This window comes from Streptomyces sp. NBRC 109706 (genome assembly GCF_000974485.1).
Lineage (GTDB): Bacteria > Actinomycetota > Actinomycetes > Streptomycetales > Streptomycetaceae > Streptomyces.
The window spans coordinates 24,493-43,314 of the sequence record NZ_BBOM01000010.1 but is presented as its reverse complement, the minus strand read 5'-3'; the positions used below and the strand labels follow the sequence as shown (position 1 = coordinate 43,314).

General features: G+C 70.6%; 10 protein-coding genes. 2 read left to right on the top strand and 8 right to left on the bottom strand.

What is annotated here, in order from left to right; translation table 11 throughout:
* Positions 1 to 12: 12 nt before the first annotated feature.
* From gpmI to AOM46_RS22510, 4 genes are read right to left on the bottom strand one after another with little or no spacing between them, the layout of a single operon-like run.
* On the bottom strand, positions 13 to 1,512 hold the full coding sequence (gene gpmI / locus AOM46_RS22525; RefSeq protein ID WP_062214446.1) for a 2,3-bisphosphoglycerate-independent phosphoglycerate mutase: 1,500 nt from the start codon (positions 1,510 to 1,512) through the stop codon (positions 13 to 15).
* Positions 1,509 to 2,831 carry a 3-phosphoshikimate 1-carboxyvinyltransferase gene (gene aroA, locus AOM46_RS22520; RefSeq protein ID WP_062214445.1) on the bottom strand — a complete coding sequence of 441 codons (1,323 nt, stop codon included), beginning with the start codon at positions 2,829 to 2,831 and terminating at the stop codon, positions 1,509 to 1,511. The genes gpmI and aroA overlap by 4 nt, the downstream gene beginning before the upstream one ends.
* Before the next feature lie 51 nt (positions 2,832 to 2,882).
* Positions 2,883 to 5,426, bottom strand: coding sequence for a molybdopterin-dependent oxidoreductase (locus AOM46_RS22515; protein ID WP_062214444.1), 2,544 nt, complete (start codon positions 5,424 to 5,426; stop codon positions 2,883 to 2,885).
* 23 nt (positions 5,427 to 5,449) lie between these two features.
* A complete protein-coding gene (locus tag AOM46_RS22510) occupies positions 5,450 to 6,166 on the bottom strand; it encodes a hypothetical protein (protein WP_062214443.1) in 717 nt (238 codons plus the stop codon).
* A gap of 724 nt (positions 6,167 to 6,890) precedes the next feature.
* Here AOM46_RS22510 and AOM46_RS22505 point away from each other — a divergent pair.
* Both AOM46_RS22505 and AOM46_RS22500 read left to right on the top strand, forming a co-directional pair.
* Positions 6,891 to 8,453 (top strand): MFS transporter, encoded by a 1,563-nt coding sequence (locus AOM46_RS22505; protein WP_062214442.1) that lies wholly within the window; start codon positions 6,891 to 6,893, stop codon positions 8,451 to 8,453.
* A 91-nt stretch (positions 8,454 to 8,544) separates the two neighbouring features.
* Positions 8,545 to 8,934 (top strand): helix-turn-helix transcriptional regulator, encoded by a 390-nt coding sequence (locus tag AOM46_RS22500; RefSeq protein ID WP_062215115.1) that lies wholly within the window; start codon positions 8,545 to 8,547, stop codon positions 8,932 to 8,934.
* Positions 8,935 to 8,976: 42 nt separating this feature from the next.
* Here the strand turns inward: AOM46_RS22500 and aepY are convergent, their stop codons facing one another.
* From aepY to AOM46_RS22480, 4 genes are all read right to left on the bottom strand, one after another.
* Complete coding sequence (gene aepY, locus AOM46_RS22495) at positions 8,977 to 10,098, bottom strand: phosphonopyruvate decarboxylase (protein ID WP_062214441.1); 1,122 nt, start codon at positions 10,096 to 10,098, stop codon at positions 8,977 to 8,979.
* The gene (locus tag AOM46_RS22490) at positions 10,095 to 10,796 is read right to left on the bottom strand and encodes a DedA family protein (RefSeq protein ID WP_107080150.1); all 702 of its coding nucleotides are present in this window, start codon (positions 10,794 to 10,796) and stop codon (positions 10,095 to 10,097) included. Before AOM46_RS22490 ends, aepY begins: the two co-directional genes overlap by 4 nt.
* A 76-nt stretch (positions 10,797 to 10,872) precedes the next feature.
* Positions 10,873 to 11,916: a ketoacyl-ACP synthase III family protein gene (locus tag AOM46_RS22485; protein ID WP_062214440.1), complete on the bottom strand. Its 1,044-nt coding sequence runs from the start codon at positions 11,914 to 11,916 to the stop codon at positions 10,873 to 10,875.
* A 27-nt stretch (positions 11,917 to 11,943) separates the two neighbouring features.
* Complete coding sequence (locus tag AOM46_RS22480; RefSeq protein ID WP_062214439.1) at positions 11,944 to 18,468, bottom strand: type I polyketide synthase; 6,525 nt, start codon at positions 18,466 to 18,468, stop codon at positions 11,944 to 11,946.
* Positions 18,469 to 18,822 lie beyond the last annotated feature (354 nt).

Below are 18,822 nucleotides of genomic sequence, written 5' to 3'. Positions count from 1 at the left end.
ACCTCTGCCGTGTCAGAGAAGGGGCTTGCCGGTCATGGTGAGCCCCGGTGGCACGTCCAGCAGCCGGAGCACGGTGGGGGCGACGTCGGCGAGCGTCGCGTGCGGGGCTGCCGGGGGAGTCCCTCCGTCGCTGGTGCGGATGGCCAACGGGACCGGGTTGGTGGTGTGGCCGCCGTAGGGGCGTCTCGCGGCGCCGCTGGTGATGGTCATGGTCTCGGCGTTGCCGTGGTCGCCTACGGCGAGGATCCAACGGCCCCTCTCCTGGGCGGCCTTGAGGAGGGTCGCCATGGCGCGGTCGGTGTACTCGCAGGCGGCCACGGTGGCTTCGAGATCGCCGGTGTGTCCGACGACATCCATATTGGGGAGGTTGGCGACCACCAGGGGAAGGTCGGCCCGGGTGGTCGCCGCCAGAATGGCGCCCGTGAGCCGGTCGATGTTCATATCCGGGCGGGCGACATAGTCCGGGGGCGTGGCGTCGGTGATCCGGAGGTGCTCCTCGATCGAACGGGCGGCACGATCGCGGCCGTTGAGGTAATAGGTGACGTGTTCGAACTTCTCGGCTTCGGCGATGCGCGCCGAGCGAATGCCGGCGGCCCGCAGTTGGTCACCAAGACCGCCTGAGGCGTCCGCTCGCTCGACGAGTGGGGTGATGGGGGTGCGGGTGTCGTAACGGGCGAGGCTGAGCGCGGACACAGCGCGGCCTGTGGCGGCGAGGTGGTCGTGCAGGCCGTCGGCGAATTGCTGGATGCGGTCGCTGCGGAAGTTGAACCAGATCAGTCCGTCGCCGTCGGCGATCGGGGCGGCGCCGGGGAAGCGGGTAGGGGCGGTCCACTCGTCGCCGTTGTCGCCGGAGACGGCCGCCTCGGGGGTCTCCGTCCTGCGGCCCTGAAGGTCCGCGACCAGCGCGACCGCCTGGTCGGTGAGGTCGGAGCGGCCTGCCTTGTCGAGGGCGTAGCCGCGGCCGATGACGGTCGCCAGCGTTCCGATGCCCGCCTCCCCGGTGTGGGCGAGGACACGGTCGAGATAGCCGGCCGCGGTGCGGTCAGCGACATCCCGGCCGTCGGTGATGGCGTGGATCGCGACGCGTGGTGGGGTGGACGCTGACGCCGCAGCGGCCAATAGGATGCGGAGGTGGTCGACATGGGCGTGGATCTGGCCGTCCGAGCACAGGCCGATCAGGTGGAGCGTGCCGTCTCGGGCCGCGACGTCTGAGATCAGCTGTGTGAGCCTCGGGTCGCGCGCCAGGCTGCCGTCGTCGATGGCGTGTTGCACCAGAAGGCTGTCGTAAGGCAGCGGGCGGCCGGCGCCGATGACCAGGTGTCCGATCTCGGAGTTGCCGACGGTGCCGGGCAGTAGCCCGACGGCGTCTCCGGACGCCTCGGCGAGGGTGGCGTGTTCCGTGAGCGCGTCGAGGGTGGGGGTGTGGGCCAGGGAGATCGCGTTGTCCGGTGCGGGCGGCGCGTGGCCCCAGCCGTCGAGGATGAGGAGCAGACCGGGCTGAGGCGTGGTCACTTGGTGCTGACCCCTTCCGGGTGGAGGGCGTCGAGGGCGGACCAGAAGGTGGGGAACGACTTGGCGACGCACCCGGGGTCGTTGATGACGACCCCTTCGGTGCGGAGCCCGGCGATGGCGAAGGTCATCGCGATGCGGTGGTCGTCATACGTGTCGATGGTCGCGCCGTGCGGGGTGCCGCCGGTGATGTACATGGCGTCGTGGTGTTCCTCGACGCCGATGCCCATCTTCCGGAGCTCGGTGGTGACGGCGGCGATGCGGTCGCACTCCTTGACGCGCAGTGAGGCGATATTGGTGATGCGGGTGGTGCCGGTGGCGTGCGCGGCGACGATGGCGAGGGTCGGTACGACGTCTGGCATCGCCTCCATGTCGATGTCGATGGGCGTCAGTTGGCCGCCGGTGAGGGTGACCGAGTCGGCGTCGGCGCGCGTTTCGCAGCCCATCCGTCGTAGTGCGTCGACGAGGTGGACGTCTCCCTGGTGGGAGGTGGTGCCGATGCCGGGAATGGTCACGGTGGATCCGAGGATCGCCGCCGCGGCGAGGAAGTAGGACATGCCGGAGGCATCCGGCTCGACGGCGACCTGACCACCCCGGATGTGCTGTCCGGCCGGCACGGTGAAGCGTCGGTAGCCCTCACGGGAGAGGTGAACTCCCATCTCGGCCATTGCCGCGATCGTCATCTCCACATAGGGCTTGGAGACGAGGTCGTCGGCGATGGTGATCTCGGTGTCGCTCTCCGCGCGCAGCGCGTTGATGAGGAGGCTGGAGGTGAACTGGCTCGACACCGCGCCGCTGATGCTGGTGGTGCCGCCCTTGAAGGAGCCGCCGGTGACCCGGATGGGCGGGCTGCCGTTGCCGTGCACGGCGGTGGCCGCCACCCCCAACGGGCCGAGCGCCGAGAGCAGGTCCCCCATGGGCCGCTCCCGCATCCGGGCGTTGCCGGTGATCACCGTGGTGCCGGAGGCGTGGCCGGCCATGGAGATCAGGAACCGCAACGGGGTGCCGGCCCCGCCGACGAAGATCTCCTCGTCGGGCGCGCGCATCGGACGCCCGGTGGGAGTGACGGTTATGCGGGCGGACGTCTCGTCGATCGCGCAGCTGACGTGGTCGAACGCTTCGACGGCGTGCGCCAGGTAGCGGGTGTCGTCGGAGAGCAGAGCGTTATCGATGACGGTGGGTTCGCCGCTGAGCGCGGCCAGTGCGAGGTAGCGGTTGGTGTAGCTCTTGGACCCGAGGACGCGCACCGTGGCGTCGAATCCACTGAGGGGGCGCACGGTAAGCGCCGCCGCGGCGAGGCGGGCGTCAGGGGTGGGGGACATGCGCTGCCTTTCGAAGGACTGCGAAGGATGGGCGGGCGGTGCCGGAGGGGATCAGATTGGGACGACCCGACAGGCGAAGCACTTGTATGCCTGCTGGCCGGAGAGGTTGTCGTAGTAGCGGTCGTCGACAAGGGTGTTGGCGGCTGAGTATCGGGGCGCCTGGAAGAGATCGCCGTTTTCCTGGGCAGGGCCGAAGGTGTTGGGTACGAAGACGGTGTCCCGGCGGATGCCCTCCCACAGCAGAGCTGTGCCGGTGACCGACCCACGCGGGGACTCGACCCGGACGGGCTCGCCGTCGGAGATGCCGGCGGCGCGCGCGGTGGCGGGGTGGATCTGGACGAAGCGGATCCCGTTCAGCTGCTTCCCGGTGTCCGTCCAGTGCGTGACGCTCGCGAAGTGCACGACGCTGGGGCGCCCCGTCATGCCCATCAGGGGATAGCGACGGTGTACCGAGCCATCGCCCCGTACCCCCAGGCGTACCGGGTGGGTGAGCGCCTGGGGGTTGACCGGGTTGGTGACGAAGTCCGTGCCATAGGCCACGGTGGGGTGGGCTCCGGTCACCTCGGGGTGGGTGTAGAAGGTGGGCAGCGCGTCGTGTCCGGCGCTCGCGAGGCTGCGTTGGAGTGCGGGCGTGGTGATCTCAACGGTGCCGCTGGGGGTGAGGAACCGTTTGCCCCGGTGTGCCGCATCGAGGGATTCGGCCGCCTCGTACCAGCTGGGGTGGTCCAGGTAGAGGGTACTCACCCCTGGGTGCTCGGCGGTGGGACAGGGCCAGCGCAGTGGCTCGGCGCGGTCCGCCAGGCGCTGCTGGGACATGCCGCCCATGCCTGGTGTGTGGGCGACGAACTCCGCCCACAGCGCGCCGTAGTCCATCCAGTCCGACGGGAAGGCCCGGCGCCACTCGGCGGCGGGGCGGCTGGTGTCGAGATCGGCGAGCGCGTGGGCGAGGCCGATCCAGATCTGCCAGTCGGGCCGGGACTCGCCGACGGGCGCGAGGACTTGCTCCTGCCAACGGATGGCCCGGTCGTCGCGCCGCATATACACCCCCTCCATCTCAAGACCGCCGCAGACCGGGAGGATCACGTCGGCGTAGTCGGCGGCCTCTTCCATGAACAGGCCGGCATAGACATAGAAGTCGAGGGCGGCGAACGCCTCCTTGACCTTGGTGGTGTTGGCGGACGACACCAGCGGATTGCCCTGCGTGATGACCGCGCGCAGCCCGTAGGGCTGGCCGGTGAGGATCGACTCGGCGAAGTAGTCGGGGCCGACGGGCAGCGCCGCGGTGGCCGGTTCGGGGAGGTCGACGTCCAGCGGCGGCAGGTGGAGGTCCCCGGGCCAGGTGTTGTGCATGAAGTTGCAACCGCCGCCCGCGCGACCGATGTTGCCGGTGACCGCGGCGAGGAAGGTGATCACGCGATAGGTGTCGAAGGCACCGAGTTGGTGGGATATCCCCGCGTTGCAGAAGATCGCGGCGGGCCGGGCGGTGGCGTACTCCTCGGCCATAGCCTCGATGGTCGCCGCAGGCACATCGGTGACACCGGCCGCCCACCGAGGGGTGTAGCCGTGCTGGGCGAGGTGGTCGCGCAGCTCGGCGAAGCCGGTGACCCACCGGTCGACGAACTCCGCGTCGTACAAACCGCATTCGATGATGTGGTACAGCATGCCCAGCAACAGCGCGAGGTCCGTGTGCGGCTTGGGAGCCACCCACCTGTTGGCGAGGGCCCCCGTGGGGGTGAGTCGCGGATCCACGACGGTCAGCGTCGCGCCGGTCGACTCCCGGGCGCGCAGGAGGTGGTCGAAAGTCACCGGATGGGTCTCGGCCTGGTTGGTGCCCAGGAATAGGTAGTGGCGCGCGGCGCCGAGGTCCTCCTGGCCGGTCGCCCCGTCGATGCCGTAACCGTTGGTGAAGTTCCCGAGACCGAAGGTGGCGGCGAGGGCGTTGGCGCCCGCGTCGTTGCAGACCGGGCCCACGTCGGTGTTGTTGGGGCTGCCCAGCATCGCGAAGAGACGGGCCACCAGCGAGCCCGTGCCGCGGGGGAGCCGGCCGGTGGTCCGATTGGCGATGGTGTGGGCCTGCCCGGCGTCCCGAAGTTCCAGCAGCCGCTCTGCCACCGCCCGCAGGGCCTCGTCCCAGGTGGCCTCTTCGAAGCGGCTCTCGCCCGACCCCTTGACGCCGCCGATGCGGACCAGCGGAGTGGTCAACCGCCGTGCGTTGTAGGTCAGTTGCGGCATCATTTCGGCCTTGACGCATAGCTGCCCGCGCTGGACGGGGTCTTCCTCCTCGCCGCGGACGGCCAGGATCTGGTCCGCCTTGAGGTCAACGCGCAGACCGCAGTTCGAGTTGCAGAACTGGCAGGCGGTGCGTGCCGTGCGGTCTGGTGTCATCGCGGCCGACTGCTCGACGAACTCCGCCCGGTCGGGCGCATGGAGTTGCGTCGAACCCGTCCCCGCTACCGTCGCCGTGCCCGATCCGGTGGCCGGGGTGCCGGCGTGGGCCTGGATGGGATGGATGACCGGCAGCAACGCCGGCACGCCGAGTCCAGCGCCGCTCCGCATGAGTCCACGGCGGGACACGCCTCTGGTTTCCCTTCTCATGGCTGCCCTCTCGTTGGCTCTGGTCAGCCGGCGTTTCCCACTGGCGCCGCCGCGCGCCGCCGTACCGCGTCAAGAAACGCGGTGAGGATGGGGTGTTCGGCGCCGGGTTCGGAGGACAGCTCGGGTTGAAAGAGGCTGCCGACGAAGAACGGGTGGTCGGTGATCTCCAGCGCGCGCGGCGCGCCGTCACCGTCCCAGGCACTGATCCGCAGCGTGCCGTCGCTGGCCTCGTCCATGAACTCCTGCGTCAACCCGTAGGAACAGTGGAAGACTTCCTCGGCCTCCGTGCGCCCGTAGATGGTGGACAGCAGCGAGCCCGCGGCGACGCGCAACGGTGCCGTCTCCCCGTTGAGGGAGCACGTCAGGGGGGTGACCAGGTGTGTCAGCTTCTCCGGGTCCTCGTCCACGCCCTGCGCCTGGGGGAGCTTCAGCACGTTCTGGGCGTGCTCGATCAGCGCGCTGAAGAACCCTCCGCAGGTTCCCAGGAAGGGGAGGTGCCGCTCGCGTGCGTGGCGCACCGCGATGTGCACCCCACGCTGGTTGTGGTAGGGGGCTCCGGGCACGACCCAGACGCCGTCGAAGCCGGCCAGTACTCCGTCGTCGCCTATGTTCTCGGTGGGCACCCACTGGGTGGAGAGGTCCCACAGTTCGCGCATCGCGTCTATCCGAGGGTGGGACGGCTCGTTGTGGTTGCCCCGATCGCCCACCAGGGCGAGCCGGGGCCGGTCGGTAAGAGACATCGCTGGCCTTTCGCTGCGTTGGGCGGGCCGGAGCCGGACATGCCGGACCGCTCCGCTGCCTGGGCGGGGTGGACCGCGTGCCGACACGGTTCACCGCCGCGGGATGGGAGAGGTGTTCTCGGCGCCCGCGCCGCCACGCGCGGGCTCGCCGTCGGGATACGGAGAAGGCGGATGGGCTACCGCCGGATGCGTGGCCCGGTCACGTCTTGATGCTGTTCGTTACCGGGTATGCGCATGATTCCAGCCCCCTAGGCATCCATGGGAAGCCGTCCGCAGAGGCCCCCGTGCTGCGTCTTGCTCAATGTATCGATGGCAATCGAAGTAATCGAGGGGTTAGTTCCAGCCGCCGAGTGTTTTGCGCCAGTCCTTGCCCCGTGGCCCGCCGGGGCGGACGGGGGTCTTTCTGTAGGGCTATAGCGCTTCTGGTCGGCGGCTCCGAGGGGGTCTGGAGCGTTGCGGGCCGCCGGAGGGGGGGAGAGGGGGTGTCGGCCGGTCCGGTGCGCCGCATCCGTGGGTGTGACTGTTCGGGCATGTCAGGGTGGTGGGGCGGGGGGAGCGTCGAAGGGCGGATCCCAACTGGCTTGATTGCGCGCTTGATTGTCTCTCAATTCAACAGTCCATGCTGTTGATAACAGCATCTGTGGTTAGTGTGGCGCGCCGAAACAGGGCCCTCCCACTCCGACGAGACAGCAGGGCCCTCCTGCCACGCACCGAGGAGAAGTACGTGAAGCACCCCGGCGGTCATCCGGACCGGTGGAAGATTCTGGCCATCCTGTGCCTGAGCCTGGTCCTCATCGGCCTGGACACCCTGATCCTCAACCTCGCCCTTCCCAGCATCCAGACCGACCTGGACGCGAGCAGCAGCCAACTGCAGTGGACGGTCGACTCCTACGCGCTGGCCTTCGGCGGGCTGCTGCTGATGGCCGGTGGCCTCTCCGACCGCTTCGGCCGAAGGCGGCTGCTCGCGCTCGGCCTCACGGCCTTCGCCCTCACCAGCCTGGGAGCGGCGTTCGCCAACAGCCCGGAACTGCTCATCACCTTCCGGGCGTTGATGGGCATCTCGGCGGCGCTGATGATGCCGGCCACCCTGGCGATCATCAAGGACGTCTTTCCCCTGGAGGAACAGGGCAAGGCCATCGGCATCTGGTCGGGCGCCGCTGCTGTCGGCGTGCCACTTGGCCCGCTCGTCAGCGGCCTGCTCCTGGAGCACTTCTGGTGGGGCTCGCTCTTCCTCATCAACGTGCCGCTCGCCGCCGTCGCCCTCGTCGGCGCGGCCAAGCTCATCCCCGAATCCAGGGCGGAGAACCACCCGGGACTCGACCTGGTGGGCGCCCTGCTCTCCGTCGCGGGCCTGGTCGCCATCGTCTACGGCCTCGTCGAGGCCCCGCACAACGGGTGGGCCGACCCGGTCACACTGGCCTCCCTGACCCTCGGCCTTGCCCTGATGGCCGCCTTCGTCGCCTGGGAGCGCCACACCTCCAAGCCCATGATCACCATCGGGCTCTTCCTCAACAGTCGCTACGGCGGTGGGGCGCTCGCCATCGCCTGCACCTCCTTCGGGCTCTACAGCGGCCTCTATCTCCTCACCCAGTACCTGCAGTCGGTCCTCGAACTGGACCCCCTCGGCGCCGGACTGCGGATGCTCGCCATCGGGACCATGATGATCGGCGCGCCGCTCTCGCCGCGCCTGGTCGAGCGGTTGGGGTTGAAGGCCACGGTGGTCGTCGGCCTGGTGCTGTGCTCCGCCGGGTTGGGCGTCCTGGCCGGTCTCGGGGTCGATGACCAGACCCAGGCGCTGGTTGGCCTGGCCGTCTTCGGGCTGGGCATGGGCATCGCGCTGCCGGCCGCTGTCGACGCGATCCTGGTGGTCTCCGCCGCCCGCCAGGCCGGCGCCGGTTCGGCCGTCGCCGACGTCGGCATGCAGGTCGGCGGCGCCCTGGGCATCGCTGTCTCCGGCAGTCTGATCGTCACCCTCTACCGGTCCGAGCTGCCCGCCGCCGACCAACTGCCCGCAGGCGTGGGGGACACCGTTCGGGAGTCGCTCGCCGGCGCCACTGCCGTCGCTGAACAGACCGGTGGAGCCACCGGTCAACGGCTGCTGGAGACCGCCCAACAGGCCTTTGTCTCCGGCTTCGCCGCGACCCTCACGGTGGCGGCGGCTGTCGCGGCGATCGGCGCGATCGTCTCCGCCTTCGTGTTGCCACGGACCCGGCTCGACCCGGACGAGGACGGCCCAGAGCCGGGGGAACCGCACCGTGAGACGGCCGAGACAGCGACCGGCTCCTGACGGACGCGGACGCCCCGTGACACGTAGGATCGACCGGGCCTCCGCCATGCCGCGGCCCGGCACCGAGGCCAGGAGGCAGGAGGAGGTGGCGATGGGACGCCCATCCGAACTCAACGTCGCCGTCAGCGACCCGGCGCGCTGGCTCGGCGAACGCCAGCATGCCCAGGTGCTCGCCCCCAAGCTTCGGGCCCTGGCTGACGAGACACGCCTGACCCTGGTCCTGCTGATCGCTCAACGCCCGCGCACGGTCAAGGAGTTGCAGGAGGCGACCGGGCTCAGCCAGACCCTGGTCAGCCACCACCTCGCTCCGCTGCGGGAACAACAGCTGGTGGAGGCCATCCCCAAGGGGCGCAGCAACCAGTACGTGATGTGCTGTCAGGCGTTGGCCGAGCCCTTGCGGGTCTTCGCCAGCCTTGCCGCGCTGGATCCCCGGGCGGTCGCGGCCTGTTCCAATAGCGCTCCCGAGGGTGCCGGGGGATGAGATCGCGGTCCGGCGGCCCGTCCCGGGCGGGCCGCCAGACCGTCAGTTTTGAGGGGGTTCGCCGGCGTCGAGTGCATTGAGGAACCGGTCCCGCATCGCCTCGGGCCCCAGTGCCGCTGTCGCTCGTGGCGGCATCTCTCCGGTACGCGGCAGGGTCCTGACCCGCACCAACGCGGGGCCTTCGGCCGCGTCGGCGGCGACGACCGCCCGCGCCAGGTCCTGCTCGGCCGTGCAGGAAAGGGCGCTCACATAGCCCGCCGCCAGCGCCGACTCGGTGAACGACGTGGTCGCGGACGTCGTCGCCTGGCCCCCCGTCGACTCGTGGACCCCGTTGTCCAGTACGACATGGACCAGATTCGGCGGAGCCATGTGGCCGATCATCGACAGTGCCCCCAGGTGCATCAACAGGGCACCGTCGCCGTCGAGTACGACCACGGTCCGTTCCGGATGGGAGAGCGCCACCCCGAGCGCCAGGGAGGGGGCGTGTCCCATCGACCCCTGCATATAGAAGGCGCCGGGGCGGTCAGCGACCGCGAAGGCGTCGCGCCCGGTGTAGCCGGTGGTGGCGATGACCATGGCTCCTGGCAAGGCGTCCGTCACCACCCGGATCGCTTGCGCTGCCGTCAACCCCAGCTTCTCGGGGGGTAGTTCGACTGTTACCTTGCCGATGGCGCCCCGCTCGACCAGGACGAAGGGCGCGCGCCCCGCGGTGAGTTCCTTGTCCGTGGCGTCGAGTATGAGCTCGAACTCGGACGGGCCGTCGTTCTTGCGGAGGATGTGGTGAGGGGCGCCGACCGCTTCGAGCAGCGGGGGTGTGGCCGGCCCCATGACGGCGTGCTGTGGCTCGTCGGTCGTGGGGTCTGGCCAGCCCCTGAGGCTGGTGAACGTCAGGACCGGCAGGCGGTACATCATTACCAGCGAGGTGAGCGGGTTGATGAGGTTGCCAAGACCCGAGTTCTGCAGCATCACATAGGCACGCCGTCCCGCGAGGGCGGCGCCAGCCGCCACCGCCAGCGCGCTGCCCTCGTTGGGCGCCGGCACATAGCGCCCCTCCCTGGCTCCCAACAGCGCGATGGGGCCTCCGAAGTGGGAGCAGGGCACGCCGCTGGCCGTGGTGTACCCACGGGCCTCCAGCAGGGTGCAGAAATCCTCGGCGCTGATCACGGCTGCGGCTCCGTTTCCTGGGCGTCGGAGGTGGCGTCGGCGGGTGAGTCGGTGGCAGCGGCGGAGCGCTCCGCCTTCGCTCGGCGGCGCATCTTGACCGCTTCCATGATGACGGGGATGCCGGAGACCAACACGATCCCGATGACGATGGATTCGATGTTGTTCCGGACGAACTCGATCTGCCCCAAATAGAAACCGATCAGGTTGAGGCTGACCGACCACACCACGGCCCCGACGATGGAGTAGAGCAGGAAGGTGCGATACCGCATCCGTCCCACCCCGGCGATGATCGGGATGAAGGTTCGGAAGACGGGAATGAACCGGGCCATGAGCAGGGCCTTGGGGCCGTGCTTGAGCATGAAGTCGTGCGCGCGCTCCGCGTTCTGCGCTTTGAAGAAACGGGAGTTGGGGCGTCGGAACAGAGCCGGCCCGACCCGGTTTCCGAAAGCGTAGCCGAACTGGTTGCCCAGCACGGCGGCCACGACCACCACCAGCATCACCACCCAGAGAGGCTGGTGCAGGAACTGGTCGTTGGCCACCAGGAGTCCCGAGGTGAACAACAGGGAGTCGCCGGGGAGGAAAAAGCAGAAGACGACGCCGCACTGGGCGAAGACGGTGATCATGATGCCGAGCAAGCCGAACGCGGAGATCAGCGCCTCCGCGTCGAGCAGCGGTGACGACGAGGCAAGCGTGGACACGGGAAGAAGCCCCCAGGAGTGGATGAGTCGGATGCGGCCCCACCGGGGCGGGGGTGCCCGCCCCGGTGGGTGACGGTCAGCGGCGGCGGGCCCAGGGCGGCCGTTGGTCGATGCGCACGACGGCGCAGGTGATGGAGACCCCACCGCCGTGGGCGACGATCAGGACGTGGTCTCCGGGGCCGACCTCACCCTCGGCGACGAGGTGGTCGAGGCCGACGACCTGATCGCTGACGGTCAGATGCCCGAGAGCCCGGCCGAACTCCAACAGCCCCTGGTCGGGGGAGAGCCCCATAGGGTCGAGAATGACCTTGAGATAGCTCTCCTGACCCGTGAAGACGTGCGCCACCCTGGTCACGTCCGCCGGCTCAAGGCCCGCCTCGGCGAGCGTGCGCAGCGCGATCTCCGTCCGCAGCTCGCCCTGGCGTCGGACGACTTCGGCGACGGTCTCCTCCAGGCCGCCGGCCGCGGCGAGCCGTTCCTTGAAGTCCATGGAACGGCCCACCGTCAGCGACGGCGGGAACAGCGGCTCCGCGCCCCGGTACTGCTCCTCCACCTCGGCGGTGGAGCCTGTGTTGATCGCTACCAGAGTGGCGAAGCCCTCGCGGGTGGAGAGCAGCACCGCGCTGCCCGCATCGCCCAGCACCCCGTTCTGGATGCCGAACGCCCACCGGTTGAAGTTCGGGGTCCCCACGTTGTCCGAACCGGTCAGCAGCGCGGTGGTGCGCTCGGGCACTGCCATCAGGTAGCAGGCCGCCAGCTCCAGCGAGCCGATCAGGCCGCTGCACGCCTGCCATACCCGGAAGGAGGGAATGTCGCGGTCGGTCAGGTGCCGCAGGATGTAGTGCTGCGCCGACCAGCCTTCCGGCCCCTGCTCGTGCCCGCAGGCGTGGATGTGGAGATCGAGGTCGTGGGGGTGGGCCCCCGAGCGTTCCATCGCCTGCTGGGCGGCGGCGATCGCCATGTCGGGGGCCGGCATGTCATCGGCCACGGCCGCGCCGGTCCAGCCGTAGAACTCGTAGTCCTCCGCGTCGTAGAGGCCCAGCGCCACGGCCTTGCGCGCGTCGACGGTCTCGGGAACGTATGTCCCCAGACCCGCGATGCGAATGTCGGGTGTCTTCATCGTCAGCTGTCCTTCTCGCGCGCTCGGTCAGGCCGAGACATGGACGGTGGTGAGTTCGGTGGCCAGCGCCTCGGCGACCGTAGTGACGGTCCCGTCCTTGAGCAGTCGCACCATCGGGAGCTTCACCCGGTATGCGCGTTGTATCCGGTTGCGCAGCTCCACAGCCATCAGGGAGTCCATCCCGATGCGGCTCAACGGCCGGTTCGGGTTGACCCGCTCAGGCCGGGTCCCCATCACGGCGGCGACCTCCTGCCGGAGGAAGTCGAGGAGTTCAGCCAGGTCGGTCCCGCCGCCCTCGGCGGCGGCCGGTGCGGGCTCCGTCGTCGTTGCCTGCCTGGCCAACGGCTTCTCTGGTGCCGGTACCTGTGCCTGTGCTGGTTCCCGCCTGGGCACGGTGACGGCGACGGTCGGTTCGCGGTCGCCACCATCCACCGCCTCGGCGGCCGGCGCCGGGTGGGTGACCAGGTGGGCCAGCAGCGGCGTCTGGGCGGCGCGTGGGTAGGCGCGTGCCCACTCGGGCCAGTCGGCAGGCAGAACCGCGGTCGCCGGGCGACCATCGGCGAGGATCCGCCCCAGCAGCTCCAGCCCCTCGTCCGGGCTGAAGGAGGACATCCCCTGCGGTACCAGCCGTCGCTCCTCGGCCTGTTCCTGCCGGGCGACCATTCCGACGCTGTTCCAGAAGCCCCAGTTGACGACCGTGGCAGGCTGACCTTCCCCGTGCCGGTGCTGGGCCAGCGCGTCCAGGAAGGCGTTGCCCGCCGCATAGCCGCCGAGCAGCGGGGATCCCAGGAGCGCGGACCCGGAGGAGAACAGCACAAACGCGTCCACCGGCTCCTCCGCCAGCATCCGGTGCAGGTTCCATGCTCCGCTCACCTTCGCGGCCAGCACGCGCGCCAGTTCCGCCGGGCGCAGGTCCGACAGCGGTCGGTAGTCGATGACACCCGCCGCGTGGAAGACGCCGCGCACCGGCGGCGACCCTGCGGCCCGCCGGGCACGGAGGAGCGCCCGCATGGCACCCGCGTCCGCGACATCGACCGCCTCGTAGGTGAACTGGACCCCACGCCCCGCCAACTCGTCCTGGAGCGCTTGCCACCCTTCGGAACCTGCGACATCGGCGAGTTGACGACGGCCTGTCAGCAGCAGATGGCGCGCCCCCTGGTCGGCCAGCCAGCGCACCAACGACCTGCCGATACCACCGGCACCGCCGGTGACCAGGTAGGTGCCGCCCGCGTGGATCGAGACCGGGGCGGTGCGCGCGGCCGGCACCGGGGAAGAGCCATCCGCCTCGAAGGCGATCACGAGCTTCCCGGTGTGCTGGGACGTGGCCATCAACCGGAACGCACCGGCGGCCTTCTCGGCCGGGTGCACGCTGTGGGGCAGCGCCGGAAGCTCACCACGGTCGACCAGCTCGGCGACCGCCCGCAGGATCCGACCGGCGCGTCGCGGCGCGTGCTGGATCATGTGGACGACGTCGACCGCATGGAAGGAGAGGTTGCGTGCGAACGCTCCCAACGGCAGGGCGTTGTTCTCCAGAATGTCGCGCTTCCCCAGCTCCAGATAGTGGCCGTAGGGCGCCATGAGGGAGAGATTGGCCTCGACCGCCGGGCCGGCCAGGGTATTGCAAATGATGTCGAAGCCGTCACTTCCCGCGGCGTCGCGGAAGGTACTGGCGAACTCCAGGGTGCGGGAGTCGGCGACCGCCTCGACTCCCAGTTCCGTCAGCAGCCGGCGCTTCTCGGCGTTTCCCGCGGTGGCGAAGACCCGGGCACCCCGCCAACGGGCCACCGCCAGCGCGGCGCGGCCGGTGCCGCCCGTAGCCGAGTGCACCAGGACCGTCTGTCCCCGGCTCACCCCGGCCAACTCGTGCAACGCGTGAAAGGCCGTCAGATAGGCGGCGGGCAGCCCCGCCGCCTCGGCCGCGCCGATCGACCGTGGACGTGGCGCTGTCAGGCACGCCAGGGTTGTCACCTGCGAGGCCAACGCCCCCTCGGCGAGGGCGATGACCTCGTCCCCCACGGCCACGTCACGGACCTGGCGGCCGACCTCGATGACCGTGCCGGCGCACTCCCAGCCCAGGACCGGTGCGCTCTCGTCCTGGCCGGGGTACATCCCCACGCTCAGCAGGACATCGCGGTAGTTGACGCCCGCGTGGCTGACCCGGATGCGGACCTCGTCGTCCGCCAGGCGCTCGGCGGGCGGCAGTTCGGCGAGTCCCAGATCGTCCAGGACGCCCGGGCTGGTGAGCGTCAGCGCGTGGGCGCCCGATGTCGGGGCCGGGACGAGGCGCGCGACCAGCCGCCTGCCGCCGCGCAAGGCGATCTGGTCCTCGCGATCCGGGGCGCGCAGCGAGGCCACCAGCCGGGCGACGCTCGCCGGCGACCGGTCCAGATCGACCAACCGGCTGCCGAGGCCGGAAGCCTCGGCAGCGATGGTGCGGCCCAGTCCCCACAGGAGCGCCTGGAACGGTGCACGTACCCGCTCCTCGGGATGGGTGGCCTGCGCGTGCTGAGTCACCAGCCAGAGTGGGGCTCCTTCGAGGCCCTCGTTCTCCAGCGCCTGACACAGCGACACCACGCTGTCGGCGGAAAGTAGTTGCGCGCGCCGGATCTCGGCGTCGCTGGCGTCGAGTCCGGCGACCGCGTCGAGCGCCCACAGGTGGACGATCCCCCGGCACCGGCCGGGTTCCCGGGCGACCTCGGCGAGCAGTTGCCGGTAGTGGTCCCCCTGGCCCAGGTCCATCCGGTAGCGGTCTCCTGCCCCCGCCAGCGGGCCGGCGCCGGCGGTCACCACGACGACCCGCTCGCCACGGTCCCCGAGTTCACGGACGAGGGCCCGGCCGGTGGGGCCGCTGTCGCTCAGCACCAGCCAGTAGTTCTCCGGATCCGTGCCACTGGTCGGTGCCGGCTCGGCGGCGACCGGCTCCCAGACCACGGTGTGCAGGGCCCGGTTGCCCAACGTCGATGCGGGCGGTTCCGGAACTGCCAGTGGTTCGGGGGCGCGCCCGCTCAGATACTGGAGGCGCAGGCCGACCAGTTGTGCCACCAGCGCCCCGTCCCGCTCACGGATGTCGATGTCCGCGGTGAACGAGTCCTGACGGTCGCTCTCCCTGAGCCGGGCGTGGCTGAACAGTTCGGCGGGCGGCCGGCGGTACAGCCGGAACTCCTCTATGCCGCCTAGGACGAAGACGCCCTCATCGCCGGGCGCGGTCGCCGCCCGGGCCGCTGCCATCGCGTGCCCGCTCGCGTCCAGCAGCGCCGGATGGAAGTGATGGCCCTTGATGTCCGCGCGGATCGACATGGGGCAGCTCAGCTCCGCCAGCGCCTCTCCGTCGCGGCGCCACACCCTCTCGATCGCGCGGAACGCGCCGTTCCACTGGTTTCCGCGCGCGGCGTGCCAGGGGTAGAACTCCGCGCCGCGCTGCTGTTCCTGGCAGCGCTCCCGCACCGTGGCGAGGTCATCGAGGCCGGACGGGGTCGCCCCCTCCAGCCGCCGCACCTCGGCCTCGGTGTGGAGGAGCCAGCCACCGTCGGTCGTCTCGTCCTCGGCCAGGATCCTGGCCCGCCAGGCGCCCTGGGGGGTCTCGGCGAGGGTCACCCGCACCATGGGCGCCGGCCCGCCCTCATCCAGGAACAGTGCCCGGTGGTACCGAACCTCGGACAGGGACAGCGGGCCGGCGCCGATCGCGGAGCGGGCCGCCGCCGTGATCAGTTCCAGGTGCGCGGTGCCAGGGACGATGACGGAGTCCTGGACCCGGTGGTCGCGCAGATAGGCGTGCTGGTCGAGCGACAGTGACCCCTCCCAGGCCAGCGCGCCCTCCACGCCTGGCACCGGCTCGCCCAACAGCGGGTGCGTCGCGGCCTGTTCGGCGGGTGTGTTCGGTGGGGCGAGCCAGTGCCTGGTCCGCTGCCAGGGATAGCCGGGCAGCGGAACGAACCGGCCGGTGTCGTTGAGCGCTGCCGCATCCAACTCGACTCCGGCGGTGTGCAGCACCGCTGCGGCGCCCAACAGATCCGCCCGGCTGCCGGCGTACCGCCGGATGCTCCCGGTGGCCCACGCCTCGGCGCCCGGGTGGGCGTCGGCGACCTCGCGAATGCCGGCGACCAGCAGCGGGTGCGGGCTCATTTCGACGAACACGGTCTCGCCGTCTGCCAGTTGGGCTCGGACTGCGGAAACGAAGTCGACGGGTTCGCGGAGGTTACGGGCCCAGTAGGCGGCGTCCATGCCGGCGCCGTCGATGGCCTCGCCGAGCACGGTCGATTGCAGCGGGACGCGTCCGGCGCGCGGTCGAAGGTGCTCAAGCGCCGCCAGCAGTGGTTCGCGCAGCTCGTCCATCTGCGGACAGTGCGAGGCGAAGTCGACGTTGACGCGACGGTTGTCCACCTCGCGTGCGTCGAGGGCGGCCAGGATCTGCTCCAGCGCCTCGTGTTCCCCCGAGAGCAGAGTGGACGTGGGGCTGTTGACGGCGGCCACGGCCACCCGCTCCTCGTGGCCGGCCAGCGCCTGGCGCGCCTCTTCCACGGGGAGCGCCACCCACGCCATGGTGCCCCGGCCGGTGAGCGCCTTGGCCAGCCGGCTGCGGCGGCAGATCACCGAGGCGGCGTCGGCCAGCGAGAGGGCCCCGCTGACATAGGCGGCGGCCGATTCGCCCATGCTGTGGCCGATGACCACATCAGGCTCCACGCCCCAGGAGCGCCATAGCTCGGCCAGGGAAATCTCAATGGCCCACAAGGTCGGCTGAATGACATCGAGTTCAGCCAGCCGGTCCTCGTCGGCCTCGCGGAGCACCTGGCGCACCGACCAGCCGGCCTCCGCATGGATCGCCCTGTCGCAGGCTGCCATGGTTCGCGCGAAGACCGGTTCGTCGTCGAGGAGTTCCTGCGCCATTCCCGGCCACTGCGAACCCTGGCCCGGGAAGACGAAGGCGATGCGCGGCCTGTGGCCGGGGGCGGTGTAGTCGCTGGTGGCCACGCCCGCCTCGGCCTGGCCCTCGGCGAAGGCGCGCAGCGACTCGGCGGCCTCCGCCCGGTCCTCGACCGCGAGGGCGAGACGAGCCTCGTGGCGGGTGCGCCGGGTGGCGGCCGTGTGGCAGATGTCGCGGAGCGACTGGCGGGTGCCATCGCCGGTGAGATGGTCGGCCAGGGCTGCCGCGCTTGCGCGCAGCGCCGGCGTGGTGGCGGCCGACAGCGTCAGCAGTCGGGCTCGGCCGTCATCGTTTTCGAGGCCGGCGTCGTCGGCCGGGGGAGCGGCCCGGAGGACCAGGTGCGCGTTGGTGCCGGAGAACCCGAAGCTGCTGACCCCCGCCAGCGCGGGTCGGTCGTGTGCTGGCAGCGGGGTGGCCCGGGTCGGCACGGTGAGCGGGAGGTCGTCCCAGTCGACGGCCGGGTTGGGGGTCTCCAGGTGCAGGTTTGGCGGCACTGTGCCGTGCTCCAGGCAGAGCACGGCCTTGATCAGCCCGGCGATGCCGGCAGCCGCCTCGGCATGCCCGATATTGGTCTTCACCGAGCCGACCAGGCACTCCTCACCCGCCGCGCGGGGGCCGAGAACGTCTGCGAGCGCGGCGAGTTCCACGGGGTCGCCGACGCTGGTGCCGGTCCCGTGGGCCTCGACAAAGTCGACGTCGCGCGGGTCCACGCCAGCGTCCCTATAGGCGCGCTGCAACACCCGCCGCTGCCCCTCGACGGATGGCGTGACCAGGTAGCCACTGGAGTCGCCGTCGTTGCCGATCGCCGACCCCAGGAGCACGGCCCGTACCCGGTCGCCGTCGGCGAGCGCGTCGGTCAGACGCTTGAGCACGACGACGCCGACCCCGTCGCTGCGGACGAACCCGTCCCCCGAGGCGTCTGCGAACTTGCAGCGACCGTCGGCGGCGAGCATGCCGGCGCCCGAGTACACCACTCCCTCCTCGGGAAGCAGCACAAGGTTCACGCCGCCGGCGAGTGCCACCGGACATTCGCCCAGGCGCAGCGCCTGAACGGCGTGATGGACCGCCACCAGGGCGGATGAGCAGGCGGTGTCCACGGTGACGCTGGGTCCACGCAGGTCGAAAGCGTATGAGAGCCGCCCCGAGGTGATGGCCCGGGAGGCGGCGCCGGTCATCGCGTGCAGATTCAGCCGCTCCCGGTCGGCGTACTGCAGATGCCAGTAGTCGCCGCCGAGTTGGCCGATGAAGACCCCGCCATCGCTGCCGGCGAGGTTGGCCCTGGTCTGGCCGGCGTCTTCGAGGGCCTCGTAGGCGGTCTCCAACAGCAGCCGCTGTTGCGGGTCCATCCGGTCGGCCTCGCGCGGTGAGATCCCGAAGAACTCGGCGTCGAAAGCGTCGACATCCCGCAGCAGGCCACCCCAACGGCTGATCGTCCGGCCCGGGGTGCGTGGCCTGGGGTCGTACACGCTGTCGATGTCATAGCGCTCGGGGGGAATCTCGGTCACCGCGTCGCGGCCGTCGACGAGCATCCGCCACAGTTCCGGGGGCGTCGACGCGTCGGCGAATCTGCCCGCGAGACCGACGATGGCGATCGGTTCACGCGGGGTGGGGACGGGATGGTCGTGCGGCATTGCTGTCCTCCGGGCATGGCGAAGCCGTTCTGGGCAGCAGCACGGAGAGCCGTGAGTAGGCACGGTGGGCGGGGACGGACGAGGCCGTACCCGGTGGCGGACGTGCCCGCGGACGGAAGGACGAAGGACGGGACGGGACACCGGCCGTCCGGGGATGCTGGGCCGGCAGGTCGTCGGCACAACCCGCGAAGCCCGCCCCGCGACGCCGGCGAGGGGAGCACCCCCGCCGCACCGCCCTGATTAGACGATTGTCGAGATAGACCCTACCCGGTCCCCTGGCGCCGCGTCGACCCCCGGCCCAGCCATGCGCGGCTCGGGCGGGACCCGCCGGGTTGACATCCTTCGGCGCGCGGG

Coding starts and splice junctions, on each gene's coding strand:
- aroA (WP_062214445.1), bottom strand. CDS start 2,831: ATGTCCCCCACCCCTGACGCCCGCCTCGCCGCGGCGGCGCTTACCGTG.
- AOM46_RS22515 (WP_062214444.1), bottom strand. CDS start 5,426: ATGAGAAGGGAAACCAGAGGCGTGTCCCGCCGTGGACTCATGCGGAGC.
- AOM46_RS22485 (WP_062214440.1), bottom strand. CDS start 11,916: ATGAAGACACCCGACATTCGCATCGCGGGTCTGGGGACATACGTTCCC.
- AOM46_RS22500 (WP_062215115.1), top strand. CDS start 8,545: ATGGGACGCCCATCCGAACTCAACGTCGCCGTCAGCGACCCGGCGCGC.
- AOM46_RS22510 (WP_062214443.1), bottom strand. CDS start 6,166: ATGTCTCTTACCGACCGGCCCCGGCTCGCCCTGGTGGGCGATCGGGGC.
- AOM46_RS22480 (WP_062214439.1), bottom strand. CDS start 18,468: ATGCCGCACGACCATCCCGTCCCCACCCCGCGTGAACCGATCGCCATC.